Consider the following 17315-nt stretch of genomic DNA (forward strand, 5'->3'; position numbering starts at 1 on the left):
TCGTCGTCGGAACATGCGTCAGATGTCGACAGAAGGGTGTTCGCCGATGGTCAGGAAGTTTCGGTTCGGGGTCGTCGCTCCGCTCAGGAGTGAGGCGCAGGTCTGGCGGGAGCGAGTTCGGAGGATCGCTGGACTCGGGTATTCGACCCTGTTGGTGCCTGATTTCCCGCTCACGCAACCGGCGCCGGCGCCCATGCTCGCCACCGCTGCCGCACTGACGGACCTGCGCGTGGGGACCTGGGTGTATGCCTCTCCCCTGCGCCCGCCGTGGATGACGGCCTGGGAAGCGCATTCGCTGTCGCTCCTGACGGACGGGCGGTTCGAGATGGGAATCGGCACCGGACGCGGCGGTATCGAGGACGAGTTGCGGGACAAGGGCCTGCCGATCGTTCCGCCGGGCGAACGGCTGGTTCACATCCGGGAAACCGTCGACCGGCTGCGCGAACTCGACGGCCCGGACCGGCGCACCCCGGTGGCGATGGCGGTGTACGGCCCGAAGGCGCGGGCCCTGGCGGCCGAGATCGCCGACACGGTAACCTTCCCGCTCGACGATCGACCCCGGAACCAGGTCGAGCGGCTGACCCGCGAATTCCGCACCGCCAACGGCCCCGAGCTGGCCCTGGCCGTCCCGGTCATCGGCGACACCGTCGCACCGCACATGGCCCACCCCGCGACCGATCCCGCCGCACTCCGCGCCGCCGACGCCCTGACCGTCCTCCCCGACGACCCCGCCGCCGCCATCGGCGAAATCCAGCGCCGCCGCGAGGAAGCCGGGTTCTCCTACATCGTCGTCGGCGCCGACGTCGCCGAACGGTTGGCCCCGGTGGTCGCCGCGCTCGCCGGGACATAGGACAGGAATACGAACATACGTTCGAATGCACGCTAGAATGGCGGTCATGTCGATGCCCCTGCAAGGTTCACTGTTCGACGGTGAGGCGATTGCGCTGGGTTCGCTGGACGCTCTCCGGCGGACCCAGCTCGACGCCACCGCCTGGGTCGATGTCGCGCCCGGATGGCTGAGCGGGGCGAGCGAGGTGTTCGATCGACTCGCCGAGCGGGTGCCCTGGCACGCCGAACGCAGGCCGATGTACGACCGGGTGGTCGACGTGCCGCGCCTGATCTCCTTCTTCGGCGAGCACGATCCTCTGCCGGATCGGGTGCTGGTCGAGGCGCGCGACGCCCTTACCGAGCACTATCTGCCCGAACTGGGCGAACCCTTCCGGACCGCAGGACTGTGCTTCTACCGCGACGGTCGCGACAGCGTCGCCTGGCACGGCGACACCATCGGCCGTGGCGCCACCCACGACACCATGGTGGCGATCGTCTCCGTCGGCGCCCCGCGCGCCCTGCTCCTACGGCCCCGAGGTGGCGGCGCCAGCGTCCGCTTCACCGCAGGTCACGGCGATCTGCTCGTCATGGGCGGCGCGTGTCAGCGCACCTGGGAACACGCCGTTCCCAAGACCGCACGTCCGGTCGGTCCACGCATCAGCATCCAGTTCCGCCCCCGCGGCGTCCGCTGAACCGCCGCCGACGGCTCGTCATCGGGGCGCGTTCAGCACCGAGCGGACCATGTCCTGAACGGCCGCCCGTAGCCGCGCGACCTCCCCGGCCCTGGCCATCTGCTGGGCGAGGTCGCCACCGATCGACGAGAGCAGCAGCGCACCAACGGTTTCGACATCGAGATCAGGCCTGACCTCCCGGAGGAGCGTGCTGATGTGCTCGGCCCAGAACGCGTGGAACTCCTCGGTGCGCGGATGCGGCGGCATCGCGCGGTACGCGGCGATCAGCTCGACATGATCGGTCACCAGGCAGGTCATCGCATCGAAGAACGCGAGCAACCGGTCACCGGCGGGCGCGCCGGGCCCCAGCGGCGGCGGGCCGTCGAGAACTCGCGTCATGAGCTCGGTCGCGCCCTCCGCGATGAGTTCGTAGAGCAGGCCGGAGCGGCTTCCGAAACGATGGAAGATGGTGCCCTTCCCGACCCCCGCCGCCGCCGCGACCCGGTCCATGGTCACCCCGGCGGCGCCGTGTTCGTCGAGCAGCGCCATGGTCGCCTCGAGAATTGCCCGCCGGTTGCGCGCGGCATCGGCTCGTTCGACCCGACGGCCCTCGCCCATCGCACTCATTTCCTCGGCACATGCCGATCCGTTGACAAAGTTGACCGACGGTCCATATCGTCTCTCACCGAGAGAACTGGACCGTCAGTCAACTTATGGAGTTCCGTTGCAAGCAATCGTAATGACCACCGCCGGCGCGCCCGAAGTCCTGGTCGTCGAGGAAGTCGACACCCCACGACCGGCAACGGGTGAGGTACTCGTCCGGATCGAAGCCATCCCGGTGCTCTACCCGGAGACCCTGATGCGGTCGGGAGCCTTCCCGTTTCCCGCGCGACTTCCCGCGGTGTTCGGGTTCCAGGCAGCGGGCACCGTGGTCGAGGTCGGTGCCGACGTAGATCAAGGGCTCGTCGGCTCACGCGTCGTCGTGTCCACACCCGGATTCGGGTCGTATGCCGAATATGTCGCGGTGCCGGCCGGTTCGGTCGATGCCGTCCCGGCCGGTCTCGAACTGGACGCCGCCGCGGCGATCCTGATGGCCGGGTCGGTGGCGATCGCGCTGTTCGACACCGCGGCGCCCAGCGCAGGGGAGACCGTGCTCGTCGAGGCAGCGGCGACCGGAGTGGGTGCGAGCCTCACCCGATTGTGCGCCGCGGCGGGACTGCGGGTGATCGCCACCGCGGGCGGCCCGGCGAAGGCCGAACTGGCCCGCGCCAACGGTGCGCACGAGGTCGTCGACCACAACGCACCGGACTGGGCGCGGCAACTGCCGGCACTGCTCGGCGACGACACCCTTGGCGTCGTCTTCGATTCGATCGGCGGCGACTCGCTGTCACCCGTGCTCGACTTCGTCACCCCGCTGCGCGGCCGAATCCTCAGCTACGGGTGGCTCGCCGGAGCCCCGGCGCAGGTCATGGCCGCGGAGCTGATCCTGCGTGGGCTCACGCTCACCGGGTGCGCGGGTCCGGCGTGGTTGGGCACGGTGGCCGCACACGGCGCGGCGGCGCTGGACGCCACGGCGCAGGGGCGGCTGGTTCCGGTGGTGGACGCGGTACTCCCGATGGCCGACGCCGCGAAGGCGCATCGGATGCTCGAGGATCGTGTCGCGATGGGCAGTGTGTTGTTGCGGCCGTGAATCAGCGGTCGGCAATCCGACCGGTCGGGTATGGGTCCACGGTCACCTGTTGATCCGAAATGCGTTCTGTTGCTTGGGTATCGGACGATACTGGAGGGGCGTTGGAGTGCGCGGAACAGTGGGGTGGCGTGATGGTTTCCAGTAATGATCATGAGGTTCTGCGGGTGCGGGCCGAGGAGACGCTCGCCGAGACCGTCGAGGAAATGCCGGGACGGTCGCGTGGCGTCTACACGTCGGTACTGCTGGCGGGACGGCAGCGGTGGCGGCTGCTGCTGCATCGTCGGCAGCCCGCGCCCGCGGGGCGCTGTGATGCGGTGATCGTCGGGCCCGGTGGGGTTTTCGCGGTCAACGTGGTGGACGAGTTGCCCGGTGAGGCGCAGCTCCGGCGGTTGCGCGCGCAAGCCGAGCAGATGTTCACCGGTGTGAAGATCGGGCCGAACGGCAACGAATTCGTGCGCGAGACCGTCGAATTGGTGTTCGTGCTGCCACCGGGCAGGTACACCGGTGCGGACGGACGGTTCGTGGTGTGCACCGATGCCACGGTTCGGTCGTTGCTGAGTCGCAAGCCCGTGATGCCCGCCCGGCTGGCCGGTGCGCTCGCCGAACACACCGCGCGACGCAACTCCGACTACCGGGCGGTGCCCCGCGTGGAACCGGAGCAGGCACCCGCCGAGTCCGACGGCCTGCTCGACGTGGAGTCGCTGCGCACCGACCATCTGACCGGTGCGCTGCGTAAACCGTTCCCGACCTGGCTGTCGTTCCTCGATCCCGATCAGCTCGCCCTGGTGACCCGCAACCACAACGGGCCTGCCCGCATCGTCGGCCCGGCCGGATCGGGCAAGACAGTGCTGGCGCTGCACCGGATGGCGCACCGGGCGCGCCGCAGCACGGGACCGCTGCTGTTCACCACACTGGTGAAGAACCTGCCGCCGTGCCAGGAATCCGCGTTCGCCCGCCTGCTGCCGACGGTGGGTCGCGCGGAATTCACCAACCTGCACTCCTGGGCGCAGGACTTCCTCGCCGAACGCGGTATCCACCGCAAGATGGAACTGCGCCGCACCGAGACCGCGTTCAATCGCGCGTGGGCCAAGGTCGGCCGCTCGAGCCCGCTCACGAACGCCGCCCCCGATCCCCGCTACTGGCGCGAGGAGATCGATCGAGTGATCAAAGGCCGTGGCCTGCCACCCACGGAGGCGGGCTTCGACGCCTACGACGGGCTGGACCGCCGGGGCAGGCGCGTCGCGTTGCGCACCAGCCAGCGCGTACACGTGTGGAATCTGTACGTGGAATACGAGCGGATCCGCACCGAACGCCAGTGCTACGACGGCAACGACGTCATCACCGCCGCACTCGACGAACTGCGCACCAACCCGCTGCCGCGACCGTACGCGATGGTCGTTGTCGACGAAATGCAGGACATGACCCTGCAGGGAGTGCGCCTGGTGCACGCGCTCACCGGCGACGAACCGAATTCGCTGCTGTTCGTCGGCGACCGCCAGCAGCAGATCTACGCGGGCGGTTGGCGTTTCATCGACGCCGACATCAACATCGTCGGTCGCAGCGAGAAGCTCACCAAGAACTACCGCAACCGGCACGCGATCCTGAAACTGGCCGCGAGCCTGGACGGCGCCTGCCCGGTCGACGATATCGACACCCCGGACCGGCACAGCCTCGACCTCACCGATGCCGCCCTGCCCGACGGATACGCCGAACAGATCACCTGCACCAGCGCCGAACTGCCCGACCACCTTCGACGCCAGCTCGATCGTATTGTCGCCGAGGGGATCTCGCTGTCGGACACCGCCGTCATCACGATCACCAACGCCGAGGCCGAGGCTGTCCTGCGCACGCTGCGCGAATGGGGCATCGCGGCACAGGAGCTCGTCGACTATCGCTGCGCCGATACCGACAGCGGCGTCAAGGTCGGCACCGTGTACCGGGCGAAGGGCCTGGACTTCCGTGCGGTGATCCACCCGTTCACCCAACCCACCCCACCACCGCGCACCGATGCCGAGCAGGAACGCTACGACCTGCTGATGCGTCAGCAGTTCGTCGCGGTGACCCGGGCCAGGGACTATGTCTGGCTGGGGATCGTGCGCGACTGATCGGCTGTGCCGCCGTGGGAAGACGGCGAGATGTCGGTGGTTGGTCGTAAGATCGGCGCCCATGGGGAGTTTGCTGATGCCACACGTCCGCTCGGCCAACGAGCTCACGGCGCGGTGGTGCACCACCTTCGGGGGCGCGAACACGGCGGTGTCGGCGGCCGGGCTGTGGCCGTTGCTCGCCGTACTCGCGGGTGCGGCGCAGGGACCGGCCAGGACCGAATTGGCCGTTGCCCTGGGGATTCCGGCCGACGAGGCGCATGCGGCCGGGCTGGCGATGCTGAAATCACTCGACGATTCCCGGGAGGTGTCGACGGCGATCGGCGCATGGGCGAAGGCGGGTCTGCCTGTGCGCCCGGAGTGGATCGCGAGTATGCCGGCCGGAACCGTGGGCGAGCTGGGTGATCCTGCGGCACTGGATGCTTGGGCGCGGGAGCAGACCGGCGGGTTGATCGGGAAATTCCCGGTGCCGATCTCGCCTTCGACCGTATTCGCGCTGGCCACAGCCCTGTTGGCGCGGACCAAGTGGATCACACCGTTCGACGAGATTCTGTGGACGCCCGAAACCGGTCCCTGGCAGGGGCATCGCGGCACCGGGCTGTACCGGAGCAGCTATCCCGACGGCAGTGTGTCCGTTCTCGGTTCGGACGTCACCAGGGTGATCGTCGCCGGTCGTGGCGAGCTGGACGTTCATCTCCTGATCGGTACCGACCCTCGCCATGCCGTGGAGGCGGGTATCGCGGCACTCGACGGGTCCCTGCCCGCGACGTCGGACCTCCCGGTGGGAACGACTGCCCCCTGTCTGACCGTCGAGCGGCGTGAGACCGTCGACGGCGACTCTGTTGTCCTGACGCTCCCGCCCTTCGACATCGCCGCACACCACAATCTTCTCGACCACGCCGCGCTGTTCGGCCTCTCTGCCGCCCGTGACTCTTCGCGAGGGCATTTTCCGGGCATCAGCTCGTTCCCGCTCGCCGTCGAAGCCGCGGCGCAGAATGTGATCGCACGGTTCGACGCCGCGGGTTTCGAGGCGGCCGCGGTGACCGCGGTCGCCGTGAGCCTCGGCGGCCTTCCCCAACTGAACTGGGCGACGGTCACCTCGGTGAACATCGATCGGCCTTTCGGATTCCTCGCCGTCGACCGGCCGACCGGGTTGGTGCTCGTCGCGGGCCAGGTCGCCACACCCCCACTCACCTGGGCACGTCCGGCGGGCGACGACCCACGGCCACCCGGAAGCGCGCCGTGGTGAAATGGGTAATCATTCTTACCGAACACGTTGCTCGGCAACAAGATTCGGAACGGCACGGGGAGGCCGTATTCTGGTAGGGGTCCGCAGTCGGGTGCTCAGGGGGTCGTGGTGATCGTCGTTGTCGCGGACGAGACCGAACTCGAAGGCGCGGAACAGATCGTCGGTGCGGCGATCCGCGACGAGGCATTCCGGGCCGGTGGCGTCGCGGTCTTCCGTTGCCATGTGCCGGAGAACCGGGGCGGGTCGGTCGAGGTCGACGCGCTGGTATGCACCCCGCAGACCGTGACCATCCTGGAGGTCAAGGGTTTCACCACCCGCCAGGAAGGCACCCTCGCCACCCCACCGAACGGGCCGTGGACCATCGACGGCGCCCCCGCGGCGCTGTATCACGCCGCGCGCGTGCCGAACCCGTTCGTGCAGGTGCGCAGGCAGGTGTTCGCGGCGAAAAGCCTGCTGCAGCAGTCCGGGATCTTCGGCTGGGTGAACGCGGTCATCGCACTGGTCCCCCAGCCGGGCGCCCAGATCACCATCGAAGAGACACGCATCGCCGACGGGTACCGCGCGGTGATCGTCGACCGCGACGACTTCACCGCGTTGCACGACTATTTCGAAGCCGAGATCGGGCGAACCGTTCGGCTCAGCGTCGAGGACGTCGCGCGGGTGTTCACGGCCCTCAATCTCGGCCACCTGCTGCCCTCGACCGACGACCTGACGGCGCAGGGGTTCCCGGACGAACTCGAAGCGGCAGCCACCAGCAGGCCCGCGGCGCCCGCGTCACCGGCGGAGCTCGGTTCACTGTCCGGTTCGGCGGCAACGCCTTCCGAGGACGAGAAGGTCGAGGCGACTCGTCACGAACCGGTGGTGGCGGGTCAGTCGCCTACGCCCGCGTTCTTGGCGGCGATCGACCGGCTGGCGAACCGGCCGCATCGGTCGGCGCCCACAACGACCTCCGCTACGACCGGGACCACCCCTGCCGAACAGGAATCGGCACCGGTTGGTGCGGGGCCACCCGATGACGTAGTGACGAGCACTCAGGTTCCGAATCCGGCTGAGGCATCGGCTGATCCGGTGTCCCCGGACCACACCACGGCGAGCTCCAGCGCACCGCCACTCCGCGGCGACACCGAAGAACCGGCCGACGGGCGGTGGGATGACGATGTCGACGTTCGCGATTCCGGCCACGTCGTCTCGCTGAGCAAGAGCGACAGCGGTGCACCGGAGCGCCTTCCTCCCGCGCCCGAGCCGGTGCACGATTCGAGCACGACCGCGGAACCCGATGAGCGACACGATGATTCCCGCACGGCCGATTCCCGGAGGCCGCGCGGCGAAAGCTGGTCGTCCGGTGCGGCCGCCGCTTCTTGGAGCACCCCGTCGAGCACCGAGACGCACTCGTCGAATTCGGGCAACTGGACCGATTGGGTCGGCCACGAGCAACCCGCGCGGCGTCCGTCGCTGCGCCGGCGCTGGCGCGACTTCCGGCGCACCGGATCGCTCCAGCGGACCGGGCCGAGCGGACCATCACTGCGTGAGCGCTGGCAGAACCGCCCTGTCCGCGAGCGTGCGGAGCGCGGCAGGAGTCTGCCGAAGATCGGTGCGGGGCTCGGCCTGATCCTGTTCATCTTCTTGTTCGGGGCCGGGTTCTTCGCCATCACGGCGGTGCAGGCGAGCCGATTCGAGATGTCAGACTACGACCGTATGTGCGGGCCGGACAAGAAACCGTTCCCGAACGCCGCCCCCTATCAGCGTGGCGATGTGGCGCCGATCTATCTCTCCGGCCATCTCACGAGCATGGTCCGACCGGAGGATTCGAGCGCGTGGCGCCCGACCGACCCGTCATCGGTGCAGCTCATCGCCTGCATGAAGCAGCTGGAACTGCGCGACCTCGTCCAGACCTGCCAGTACGCGCCCTCGCCCAGCGCACCGGTGGGCCGCACGGTCAACCTGTTCCGCGCCACCTACGAGGTGACCGTCTACGAGCTGCGCACCGGACGCGAAGTCGCCAAGGCGACCATGCTCGGCGAGCGCTACTCCAACGACCCGGCCAACACCGACCCCGACCGCTGCCGCGCGGCGGGCGACGCACCCGACTACCTGGGCAGGCGTCTCGGTCAACCGTCGGGCGCACAGATCGAAAGCTTCCTCGCACCCCTCGTCCACGCCCGCCGCTGACCCTCTTGACCTCGAGCCCACTTGAGGTTGCAGGATCATCGGGTGCCCACGCACACCCGACACCGCGCTACCCGGCGCGGCCGCGCCTCCGCCGGTTTCCTCGTACACCCACCGGCGGAGGCCGTCGGACCACGGCCCGAACAGCGAACAGCCGCACGCTCGTTCGAGCGCGCGGCTGTCGGCGGAACGGGATCACGCGGAGACGGTGATCGTCCATTCGTGAATGGTCAGTTCCGAAACACCCATGGTGTGCAGTGGATCGGAGTGCACGATTGCTGTTGCGGCGTCCAGGTTTTCGGCCAGCACCACATAGGCGCCGCCGGTGCCGTCGCTGAATCCACCGCTCTCCTGCAGCTGACCTTTCGCGAGCAGGTCACGCAGGAATTCGCGGTGCGGCTCGATGACCGAGGCGTCGAACCCGGGCGTGCGCCGGGCCATCACCAGGTACTTGGCCACGCTCAGGCCTCCGGTTCCTGCCGAGGTGCCCGTGTCGCGGCCGCGGCGGCCCGCACCTGCGGCGCCACCTGCACGACCTGGCCGAGCACACCGTTCACGAACGACGGGGAATCGTCGGTGGACAGCTCCTTGGCCAGCTCCACGGCCTCGTCGACCGCGACGACCGGGGGCACGTCGGTGGCGTGGAACAGCTCCCACACCGCGATCCGCAGGATGGCCCGGTCCACGGCGGGCAGCCGCGTCAGGGTCCAGTCCTGCAGGTAGGACTCGATGGTGCCGTCCACCCGGTCGAGGTCGTCGGCGACGCCCTCGACGAGGGTGTTGGTGTATGGGTGCACAGGGGCCACGCTCTGATCGCGGGTCGCGAGCTCGGCCCGCTCGGCCAGCAGATCGGAGACGTCGACGTCACGCGCCTCCGCCTCGAACAGCATGTCCACAGCACGGCGACGCGCCTTGTGGCGCGCACCGAGCTTCTTGTACGAGCCCTTCTTGTCTGCCGGGGAGTCCGCCACGATCAGGCGTTGACGCGGCCGAGGTAGCTGCCGTCGCGCGAGTCGATTTTCAGCTTGTCACCGGTGTTGATGAACAGCGGGACCTGCACCTCGGCGCCGGTTTCCAGGGTGGCGGGCTTGGTGCCGCCGGTGGAGCGGTCGCCCTGCAGACCGATGTCGGTGTGCTGGACCAGCAACTCGATGGTCACCGGGAGCTCCACGAACAGCGGCGCGTCCTCGTGCACGGCGACCTGCACGCCCATGTTCTCCAGCAGGAAGCGCGCACCCTGACCGATGGTGGCCTCCGGGATGGAGATCTGGTCGTAGGTCTCGCCGTCCATGAAGATGTAGTCGGAGCCGTCGTGGTACAGGTAGGTCATGTCACGACGGTCGACCGTGGCGGTCTCGACCTTGACACCCGCGTTGAAGGTCTTGTCGACGACCTTGCCGGACACGACGTTCTTCAGCTTGGTCCGCACGAAGGCGGGGCCCTTACCCGGCTTCACGTGCTGGAATTCGACGATCTGCTGAAGCTGACCGTCGATCTTCAGCACAAGGCCGTTCTTGAAGTCGCTGGTGTCCGCCACTGTCTTCGGATCTCCTCGTTCGTTACTGCGTGTCTCTGGGGGCGCCGTCGTCACTCGACGACGGTCAGGTTCTTGCTGGTGAGGGTGAGCAGTTCCGGGCCCCCTTCGCGCACCACGAGCGTGTCCTCGATCCGGACCCCGCCGCGGCCGGGAAGGTACACACCTGGTTCGACGGTCACCGCCACGCCTGCCAGAAGTGTACCGGTACTCGTTTTGGCCACTCCGGGCGCTTCGTGGATCTGCAGCCCGACGCCGTGTCCGAGGCCGTGTACGAACTGCGCGCCGTAGCCCGCGTCCTCGATGACCACGCGGGCGGCGGCATCGACCTCGGCGGTCTTGGCACCGGGTTTGAGCGCTTCCCGTCCCGCCTGCTGGGAGCGGGCGACCAGCTCGTAGATCTCGCGCTGCCAACCGGCCGGTTCACCGAGGACGAGCGTGCGCGTCATGTCGGAGTGGTAGCCGTCGACGACCGCGCCGAAGTCGAGTTTCACGAAGTCACCCGTGGCCAGGACCGCACCCGTGGGCCGGTGGTGCGGCACGGCCGAATTGACGCCCGCGGCCACGATGGTCTCGAACGAGACGGCCTCGGCGCCGTGCTCGAACATCGCCCATTCGAGATCGCGCGCCACCTGGCGCTCGGTGCGCCCGGGCCGCAGCAGGCCACGCTCGAGCAGGGACGCCAGCCCGGCGTCGGCGGCGGCGCACGCGGCCCGCAACTGCTCGACCTCGTAGTCGTCCTTGACCATGCGCAGCTGCTCGACGAGGCCGGAGGTCGGCACGAGCTGTAGCCCGGTGCGCAGCTCCCCGTAGGACTCGTGCTCGGCCACGGTCACCACGTGGCTTTCGAAGCCGACACGGCCGAGTTGCCACTCGCCTGCCAGCTCGAGGATGCGCCGGGCGGTGGCGCGCGAGATCTCGGCACGGAGATCCGGGGTCTGCTCGGCCACCTGGGCGGCGTAGCGGCCGTCGGTGCCGATGACGGTGCGGTCCTCGGCGCCACGCATGTCCCACGAGTGCACGAGCAGGACGGCGTTGGAGCCGGTGAAGCCGGTGAGATAGCGGATATTGACCAGATCGGTCACGAGCAGCGCGTCGACGCCGTTCTCCACCAGCAGGCTCCGCAGGGCGCCGCGCCGTGCCGCGTGGTCGGGACCCGTGTAGTCAGCACACATGAGTCAACGCTACCGCCGAACCACGGACACGTGGGCATCGAGTGCGCCATGTTCGGTTCCGGGCGTGGCACCGGCTTTTCCTGCGCCGACCTCGGCGGAGTCCGTGTGCGACAGCAGTTCTGGAGATCGGGCTGTCCACATGCCCGAAAGTTGTCCACATTCGGCGGAGAGACGTCGATCGCCGCCGCTCGGGCCAGCACGATCGACACATGACTACTGCCGCGTTCTGCCTGCTCATCGCCTGGTGTCTGCTCCTCGGCGTGATCGATGTCCATGCCCGCCGCCTGCCCAACGCGCTCACCGGCGCGGGTGCGGTCGGCGTCTTCGGGTTCGCCTGGTACACCGGGCAATTGACCACGGCGCTGATCGGTGCCGCCCTGCTGACCATGCCCTACCTGGTGACCCATCTGATCGCGCCCGCCGCGCTCGGCGCCGGTGATGTGAAGCTGGCGATCGCGCTGGGCGCCGCGGCCGCATTGGCAGGCCCACCCGCGTGGACGTGGGCGGCCGTCGCGGCGCCACTGCTCACCGCAGTGGCGGCGGCTGTTGTGCTGGGTAGGCACTGGTTGCGGTCGGTATCGGGACGCGCCGCCGAGAGCGCGCGGCAGGTGACTGCACGCAGGGTGGTACCTCACGGTCCGGCGATGTGTCTCGCCACGGTGACGGCGATGGCACTGGCATGACAACGACACCGACGCGCCGAATCGCGAGGCCGTCCGCACGGCACCGGCACGACGGTCCGGTGGGCGTGCGAGCAGGCACACCACCGACGTGCCGCTCGTCACTGCGGACCACGTGCCCGACCACGGGCGCCGACATGGGAAGATGGTCGGCGTGTTGCGCTGGATAACTGCCGGAGAATCCCATGGTCCCGCTCTCGTCGCCCTCCTGGAAGGGATGGTCGCCGGAGTCGAGGTGACATCGGACGATGTCTCCGCACAGCTCGCGCGCCGCCGGCTCGGTTACGGGCGCGGCGCCCGGATGAAGTTCGAGGCCGACAAGGTCACCCTGGTCGGTGGCGTGCGCCACGGGCGGACCATGGGCGGTCCGGTCGCGATCGAGGTCGCCAATTCCGAGTGGCCCAAGTGGACCGAGGTGATGTCGGCCGATCCCGTCGACGCGGCGGCGCTGGAAGGCATGGCGCGCAACGCCCCCCTCACCCGTCCGCGCCCCGGACACGCCGACTACTCCGGCATGCTCAAGTACGGCTTCGACGACGCGCGCCCGGTGCTCGAGCGGGCCAGCGCCCGGGAGACCGCCGCTCGCGTGGCGGCGGGCACCGTTGCCCGTAACTTCCTGCGCCAGGCCTTCGGCGTCGAGGTGATCTCGCACGTCGTGTCGATCGGTGCCGCCGCGAACACCACCGGCGTCGTGCCCGGCCCCCAGGATCTCGATGCCGTCGACGCCAGCCCGGTGCGCGCGTTCGACGCCGAGGCCGAGGCGGCGATGATCGCCGAGATCGAGGCGGCCAAGAAGGACGGCGACACCCTCGGTGGGGTCGTCGAGGTGATCATCGACGGGCTGCCCATCGGACTCGGCTCGTTCACCAGTGGGGAGCAGCGGCTCGACTCGCGACTCGCCGCCGCGCTCATGGGTATTCAGGCGATCAAGGGTGTCGAGGTCGGCGACGGTTTCGAGACCGCGCGCCGGCGCGGCAGCCAGGCCCACGACGAGATGCGTCCCGGTCCCGACGGTGTGCTGCGTTCGACCAACCGCGCGGGCGGTCTGGAAGGCGGCATGACCAACGGTGAGGCGCTGCGCGTGCGTGCGGCGATGAAGCCGATCTCGACGGTGCCGCGGGCGCTGTCGACCGTCGACATGTCCACCGGCGAGGAAGCTGTCGCCATCCACCAGCGCTCCGATGTGTGCGCGGTGCCCGCCGCCGCCGTCGTCGCGGAATCGATGGTGGCGCTGGTCGTGGCGCAGGCCGCGCTGGAGAAGTTCGGTGGCGATTCGCTGGCCGAGACCGTCGACAACATCACCAGCTACATCAAGCGGATCAGCAGCCGTCCCCACGTGCCCGCGGACAGCCGCACGTCGTGACCACGCCGGGCCAGGAGGGGACCGCGCGCCACACCGACGCGGGCCCCTCATCGACGACCGCACCCGGCACAGCGACCAGCGGCGACAACCCGAGCACGGCACCCGACCACAGTGCAAGGACGGGGGATGCCGACTCGACCACGGCACCCGGTCCGGAGGCCGGGGACGACGCCTCGGCCACGGCCCCCAGCGCGGAGGTCGGGGGGAACACTGCGCACACTGCTCCGAGTGCAGACTCCGGTGGCGAGAACGCGCCCGCAGCAGGCGGGGACGACACGACCACAGCAGACGCAGGGAAAACGACCCTGACCACGCCTCCCACTGCGGACACCGAGGCCGACCACGCCACGGCTTTCGCCGCAGCGGCAGTGGACGACAATCCGGCCACGGCACCCGGCCACGGTGCAGGGACGGCGGACGCCGACTCGACCACGGCAGCCGATCCGGAGGCCGGGGACGACGCCTTGGCCCTTCCCCCCAGCGCGAAGGCCGGGGGGAACACTGCGCACACTGCTCCGAGTGCAGACTCCGGTGGCGAGAACGCGCCCGCAGCAGGTGCGGACATGGCTGACGACAACGTGCCCGCGCAACCGGGTGCGGACACGGGTGGCGACAACGCGCCCACGCAACCGGGTGCGGACACAGGTGGCGACAACGCGCCCACGCAACCGGGTGCGGACACAGGTGGCGACAACGCGCCCACGCAACCGGGTGCGGACACAGGTGGCGACAACGCGCCCACGCAACCGGGTGCGGACACAGGTGGCGACAACGCGCCCACGCAACCGGGCGCCGATTCCGATGGTGAGGCCCGGATCGTCGCGCGTGCTCGGGTGGTGTTGGTCGGGCCGCCCGGTTCGGGGAAGTCGACGATCGGGCGCAAGCTGGCCAGGGAACTGGGTGTCGAGCTGTTCGATACCGATGCGGGGATCGAGGCGGAGACCGGGCGGAGCATTCCCGAGATCTTCGCCGAAGACGGTGAGCCGGAGTTTCGCCGTATCGAGGAGCAGGTGGTGCGGCGGGCCGTGCTCGAGCACGAGGGCGTGGTGTCGCTCGGCGGCGGGTCGGTGCTGTCGGCGCGCACGCGCGAGGTGCTGCGCGGCGCCACCGTGGTGTACCTGGAAATCAGTGTGGGCGAGGGACTTCGGCGCACCGGGTCGAGCAATGCCCGTCCCCTGCTGAACGGTGCCGACCCCGCCGCGAAGTACCGCGAGCTGATGAAGCAGCGCCGCCCTCTGTACCGAGAGGTGGCCACGGTGCGCGTGCGCACCGACGGTCGCAGTCCGGGCCGGGTGGTGCGGATGATCCTGGCACGGTTGGGACTCGAATCGGTGCGCACCGACATCGTGCGTACCGCCGACACCACCAAGTCCACTCCCCCTTCACCTTCCACGCCGGGCTCCGGCAGCAACCGTTCCAAAGCGCGCAGACGGTCCCGTGCGAGGGCAGCAGCCGCCCGGCGCGGCGAGATCCTTCCCGCACCCACGGCCCAGGCCGACAACGACGGAACCACTTCCGCCGCAGCACGACCCGCGCCGGGACGATCCGCCTCCGGTGAAACACCGCCCGGTGAGGGCAGGCGCTCGCGCCGCAACCGCTTGCGCCGCCGCGGCAGCCGGTCCCGTGCCGGCAGCGCGACCGACTCCACCCGGACCGGCGAGCCGACCGCCGCCGCGGCCTCACCTGCCGACGAAGCACGCGCCGAAACTTCGGCCGGCCCCACCGAGAACGCCAGGACCACGCGCCCGAACCGACGCGGCCGCAAGTCCCAGCCGAGCACCCGTTCCGGCACCGCCCAAGGCTCCCCTGCCGACAGCGCCGACGACTCCCCGACCGCCGGCGGTCGCCGATCCGGCGCCGCCGAATCGACCGGCAACCGCAGCCGACGTGGCAGCCGCGGCAGGCGTGGCAGCGCGAAACAAGCAGCGGGTGGACACCGGAGTTCGGCGACCGATCCCGGTGCCGAAACACCCGCAGGCCCGACCGACCAGCGTGTGGCTCAGCAACCCGCTGATCGGGGGCCGGGGGAACCGGCGCCGGGTTCCTGGCGGGCGCGGCCGCGACGGCGCGCGACAAGACGTATGACCAACGACCCGAGAGAATCGGAGCAGCGCACGTGACAGAGCCGACCACCATCCAGGTCCGTACCGCCGATCCCTACCCGGTGATCATCGGTCGCGGGTTGCTCGGCGACCTCGTCGAGGCGGTGACCGCGGGCAATGCGGTGCGGACCGTGGCGATCTTCCACCAGCCGCCGCTGGCCGAGACCGCCGAGGCGGTGCGAAAGGCGCTGGCCGACACCGGCATCGACGCGCACCGCATCGAGATCCCCGACGCCGAGGACGGCAAGGACCTGGCCGTGGCCGGGTTCTGCTGGGAGGTGCTCGGCCGCATCGGGCTCACCCGCAACGACGCCGTGGTGAGCCTCGGCGGCGGCGCGGCCACCGACCTCGCGGGCTTCGTGGCGGCCACCTGGATGCGCGGAGTGCGCATCGTGCACGTGCCGACCACACTGTTGGCCATGGTCGACGCCGCGGTCGGCGGCAAGACCGGCATCAACACCGAGGCGGGCAAGAACCTGGTCGGCAGCTTCCACGAGCCGAGCGCCGTCCTCGTCGACCTGGTGACGCTGGAAACGGTGCCGCGCAACGAGATCGTCGCGGGCATGGCCGAGATCATCAAGGCCGGTTTCATCGCCGACCCGGTGATCCTGGACCTCATCGAGGCCGATCCGGAGGCCGCGCTCGACCCCACCGGTGAGGTGCTGCCCGAGCTGGTCCGCCGCGCCATCCAAGTGAAGGCCGACGTCGTCGCCGCCGACCTCAAGGAATCGAGCCTGCGCGAGATCCTCAACTACGGCCACACCCTCGGCCACGCCGTCGAGCGGCGCGAGCGCTACCGCTGGCGTCACGGCGCGGCGGTGTCGGTCGGCCTCGTGTTCGCCGCCGAACTGGGCCGCCTCGCCGGCCGCCTGGACGACGCGACCGCCGACCGTCACCGCACCATCCTGGAAAGCGTCGGCCTGCCGGTGAGCTACGACGCCGACGCGCTGCCGCAGTTGATGGACGCGATGCAGACCGACAAGAAGACCCGCTCCGGTGTGCTTCGCTTCGTGGTGCTCGACGGCCTGGCCAAGCCCGGCCGCCTCGAAGGCCCGGACCCGAGCCTGCTCGCGGCGGCCTACTCGGCCATCGCCCGCGAGACCCCGACGAGCGGCGCGATCCTGCTCTGAGCACGGGCCGCACCTCCACCACGCGTGGACGAGCGACGCGCTCGAAGACGCCGCCTGCCTACCCCGCGTAGGCAGGCGGCACGCCACGCGGCGAGTCGACGCAGCCGCCCACAGCGCACAGGCGGCGTCGACCGCTGGACCCACACCTCCAGCTGTACGCCGTCCGCCTATCCCGCGTAAGCGGGGACCGGCTCCGGGGCGGCTTGGGGCTTCGCGGCTGATCTGCGCGCCCGGGCACGGCCGTAGCCCACGCCGATCATCGCGGGCAGGAACACCAGCAGCATGATGAACGACGCCGCGGAGGTGAGTTCGAACAGCGCGCCCGCGTCGCCGAGCTCGACCGACGGGATCTGGTCGAGGATCCAGCACACCGCGCCGCTGCCGAGCCCGGCGACCATGCCTGCCAGCAGCCAGCGGACGGTGAGGTCGGTGCCGTCGGCGGAGCGGGCGTCGCGCGCGCCCCAGGCGATGGCGGCGCCGACGATCACGATCAGGCAGGCAGCCCGCCAGAGGATGCCGTAGGTCGGCAGGGCCGCCATGGCGAATCCGAGCAGAACCCGCAGGGCGACCACTGTCGCCCCGAGTGCGATGGCACGCAACAGCCAAGTGGTCATGGGCATCACCA

At 69.8% G+C, this 17315-nt stretch carries 15 protein-coding genes and 1 pseudogene; 10 read left to right on the forward strand and 6 right to left on the reverse strand.

Annotation, left to right across the window (positions count from 1 at the left end; genetic code table 11):
- Window positions 1–46: 46 nt before the first annotated feature.
- Window positions 47–850: an LLM class flavin-dependent oxidoreductase gene (locus tag NCO8_RS02725; RefSeq protein WP_067636084.1), complete on the forward strand. Its 804-nt coding sequence runs from the start codon at window positions 47–49 to the stop codon at window positions 848–850.
- A 46-nt stretch (window positions 851–896) separates the two neighbouring features.
- Window positions 897–1520, forward strand: a complete 624-nt coding sequence (locus NCO8_RS02730) for an alpha-ketoglutarate-dependent dioxygenase AlkB (protein WP_067636602.1) — start codon at window positions 897–899, stop codon at window positions 1518–1520.
- Between the two features lie 18 nt (window positions 1521–1538).
- On the opposite strand, the gene NCO8_RS02735 is transcribed toward NCO8_RS02730, so the two are convergent.
- Window positions 1539–2117, reverse strand: coding sequence for a TetR/AcrR family transcriptional regulator (locus NCO8_RS02735; protein WP_067636086.1), 579 nt, complete (start codon window positions 2115–2117; stop codon window positions 1539–1541).
- 121 nt (window positions 2118–2238) lie between these two features.
- Here NCO8_RS02735 and NCO8_RS02740 point away from each other — a divergent pair, with 121 nt between their 5' ends.
- The 4 genes from NCO8_RS02740 (at window position 2239) to NCO8_RS02755 (ending at window position 8709) form a co-directional block, all read left to right on the forward strand.
- Window positions 2239–3189, forward strand: a complete 951-nt coding sequence (locus NCO8_RS02740) for a quinone oxidoreductase family protein (protein ID WP_067636090.1) — start codon at window positions 2239–2241, stop codon at window positions 3187–3189.
- A gap of 131 nt (window positions 3190–3320) precedes the next feature.
- Window positions 3321–5294, forward strand: coding sequence for a UvrD-helicase domain-containing protein (locus NCO8_RS02745; protein ID WP_167353234.1), 1974 nt, complete (start codon window positions 3321–3323; stop codon window positions 5292–5294).
- Window positions 5295–5355: 61 nt separating this feature from the next.
- The gene (locus NCO8_RS02750) at window positions 5356–6540 is read left to right on the forward strand and encodes a serpin family protein (RefSeq protein ID WP_067636092.1); all 1185 of its coding nucleotides are present in this window, start codon (window positions 5356–5358) and stop codon (window positions 6538–6540) included.
- 108 nt (window positions 6541–6648) lie between these two features.
- Complete coding sequence (locus NCO8_RS02755) at window positions 6649–8709, forward strand: NERD domain-containing protein (RefSeq protein ID WP_167353235.1); 2061 nt, start codon at window positions 6649–6651, stop codon at window positions 8707–8709.
- Between the two features lie 192 nt (window positions 8710–8901).
- Here NCO8_RS02755 and NCO8_RS02760 read toward each other — a convergent pair whose 3' ends face one another.
- From NCO8_RS02760 to NCO8_RS02775, 4 genes are read right to left on the reverse strand one after another with little or no spacing between them, the layout of a single operon-like run.
- Entirely contained in the window at window positions 8902–9165 is a 264-nt protein-coding gene (locus NCO8_RS02760) for a YciI family protein (protein ID WP_218022648.1), read from the reverse strand.
- Between the two features lie 2 nt (window positions 9166–9167).
- The gene (nusB, locus tag NCO8_RS02765) at window positions 9168–9677 is read right to left on the reverse strand and encodes a transcription antitermination factor NusB (protein WP_067636094.1); all 510 of its coding nucleotides are present in this window, start codon (window positions 9675–9677) and stop codon (window positions 9168–9170) included.
- Window positions 9678–9679: 2 nt separating this feature from the next.
- A complete protein-coding gene (gene efp, locus NCO8_RS02770) occupies window positions 9680–10243 on the reverse strand; it encodes an elongation factor P (protein WP_067493585.1) in 564 nt (187 codons plus the stop codon).
- A 50-nt stretch (window positions 10244–10293) separates the two neighbouring features.
- Window positions 10294–11415 carry a M24 family metallopeptidase gene (locus tag NCO8_RS02775; RefSeq protein ID WP_067493583.1) on the reverse strand — a complete coding sequence of 374 codons (1122 nt, stop codon included), beginning with the start codon at window positions 11413–11415 and terminating at the stop codon, window positions 10294–10296.
- Window positions 11416–11624: 209 nt separating this feature from the next.
- Between NCO8_RS02775 and NCO8_RS02780 the strand changes: the two genes are divergently transcribed.
- The 4 genes and pseudogenes from NCO8_RS02780 (at window position 11625) to aroB (ending at window position 16690) form a co-directional block, all read left to right on the forward strand.
- Complete coding sequence (locus NCO8_RS02780) at window positions 11625–12098, forward strand: prepilin peptidase (RefSeq protein ID WP_067636096.1); 474 nt, start codon at window positions 11625–11627, stop codon at window positions 12096–12098.
- A 151-nt stretch (window positions 12099–12249) separates the two neighbouring features.
- Window positions 12250–13458 (forward strand): chorismate synthase, encoded by a 1209-nt coding sequence (aroC, locus tag NCO8_RS02785; RefSeq protein ID WP_067636606.1) that lies wholly within the window; start codon window positions 12250–12252, stop codon window positions 13456–13458.
- 815 nt (window positions 13459–14273) lie between these two features.
- A pseudogene (locus NCO8_RS32275) lies at window positions 14274–14963 on the forward strand (shikimate kinase); the annotation flags it as partial.
- A 611-nt stretch (window positions 14964–15574) separates the two neighbouring features.
- Complete coding sequence (aroB, locus tag NCO8_RS02795) at window positions 15575–16690, forward strand: 3-dehydroquinate synthase (RefSeq protein ID WP_067493579.1); 1116 nt, start codon at window positions 15575–15577, stop codon at window positions 16688–16690.
- A 167-nt stretch (window positions 16691–16857) separates the two neighbouring features.
- On the opposite strand, the gene NCO8_RS02800 is transcribed toward aroB, so the two are convergent.
- On the reverse strand, window positions 16858–17304 hold the full coding sequence (locus NCO8_RS02800) for a B-4DMT family transporter (RefSeq protein ID WP_245655214.1): 447 nt from the start codon (window positions 17302–17304) through the stop codon (window positions 16858–16860).
- Window positions 17305–17315 lie beyond the last annotated feature (11 nt).

It is taken from the genome of Nocardia coubleae NBRC 108252 (assembly GCF_001612805.1).
Classification (GTDB): domain Bacteria; phylum Actinomycetota; class Actinomycetes; order Mycobacteriales; family Mycobacteriaceae; genus Nocardia; species Nocardia coubleae.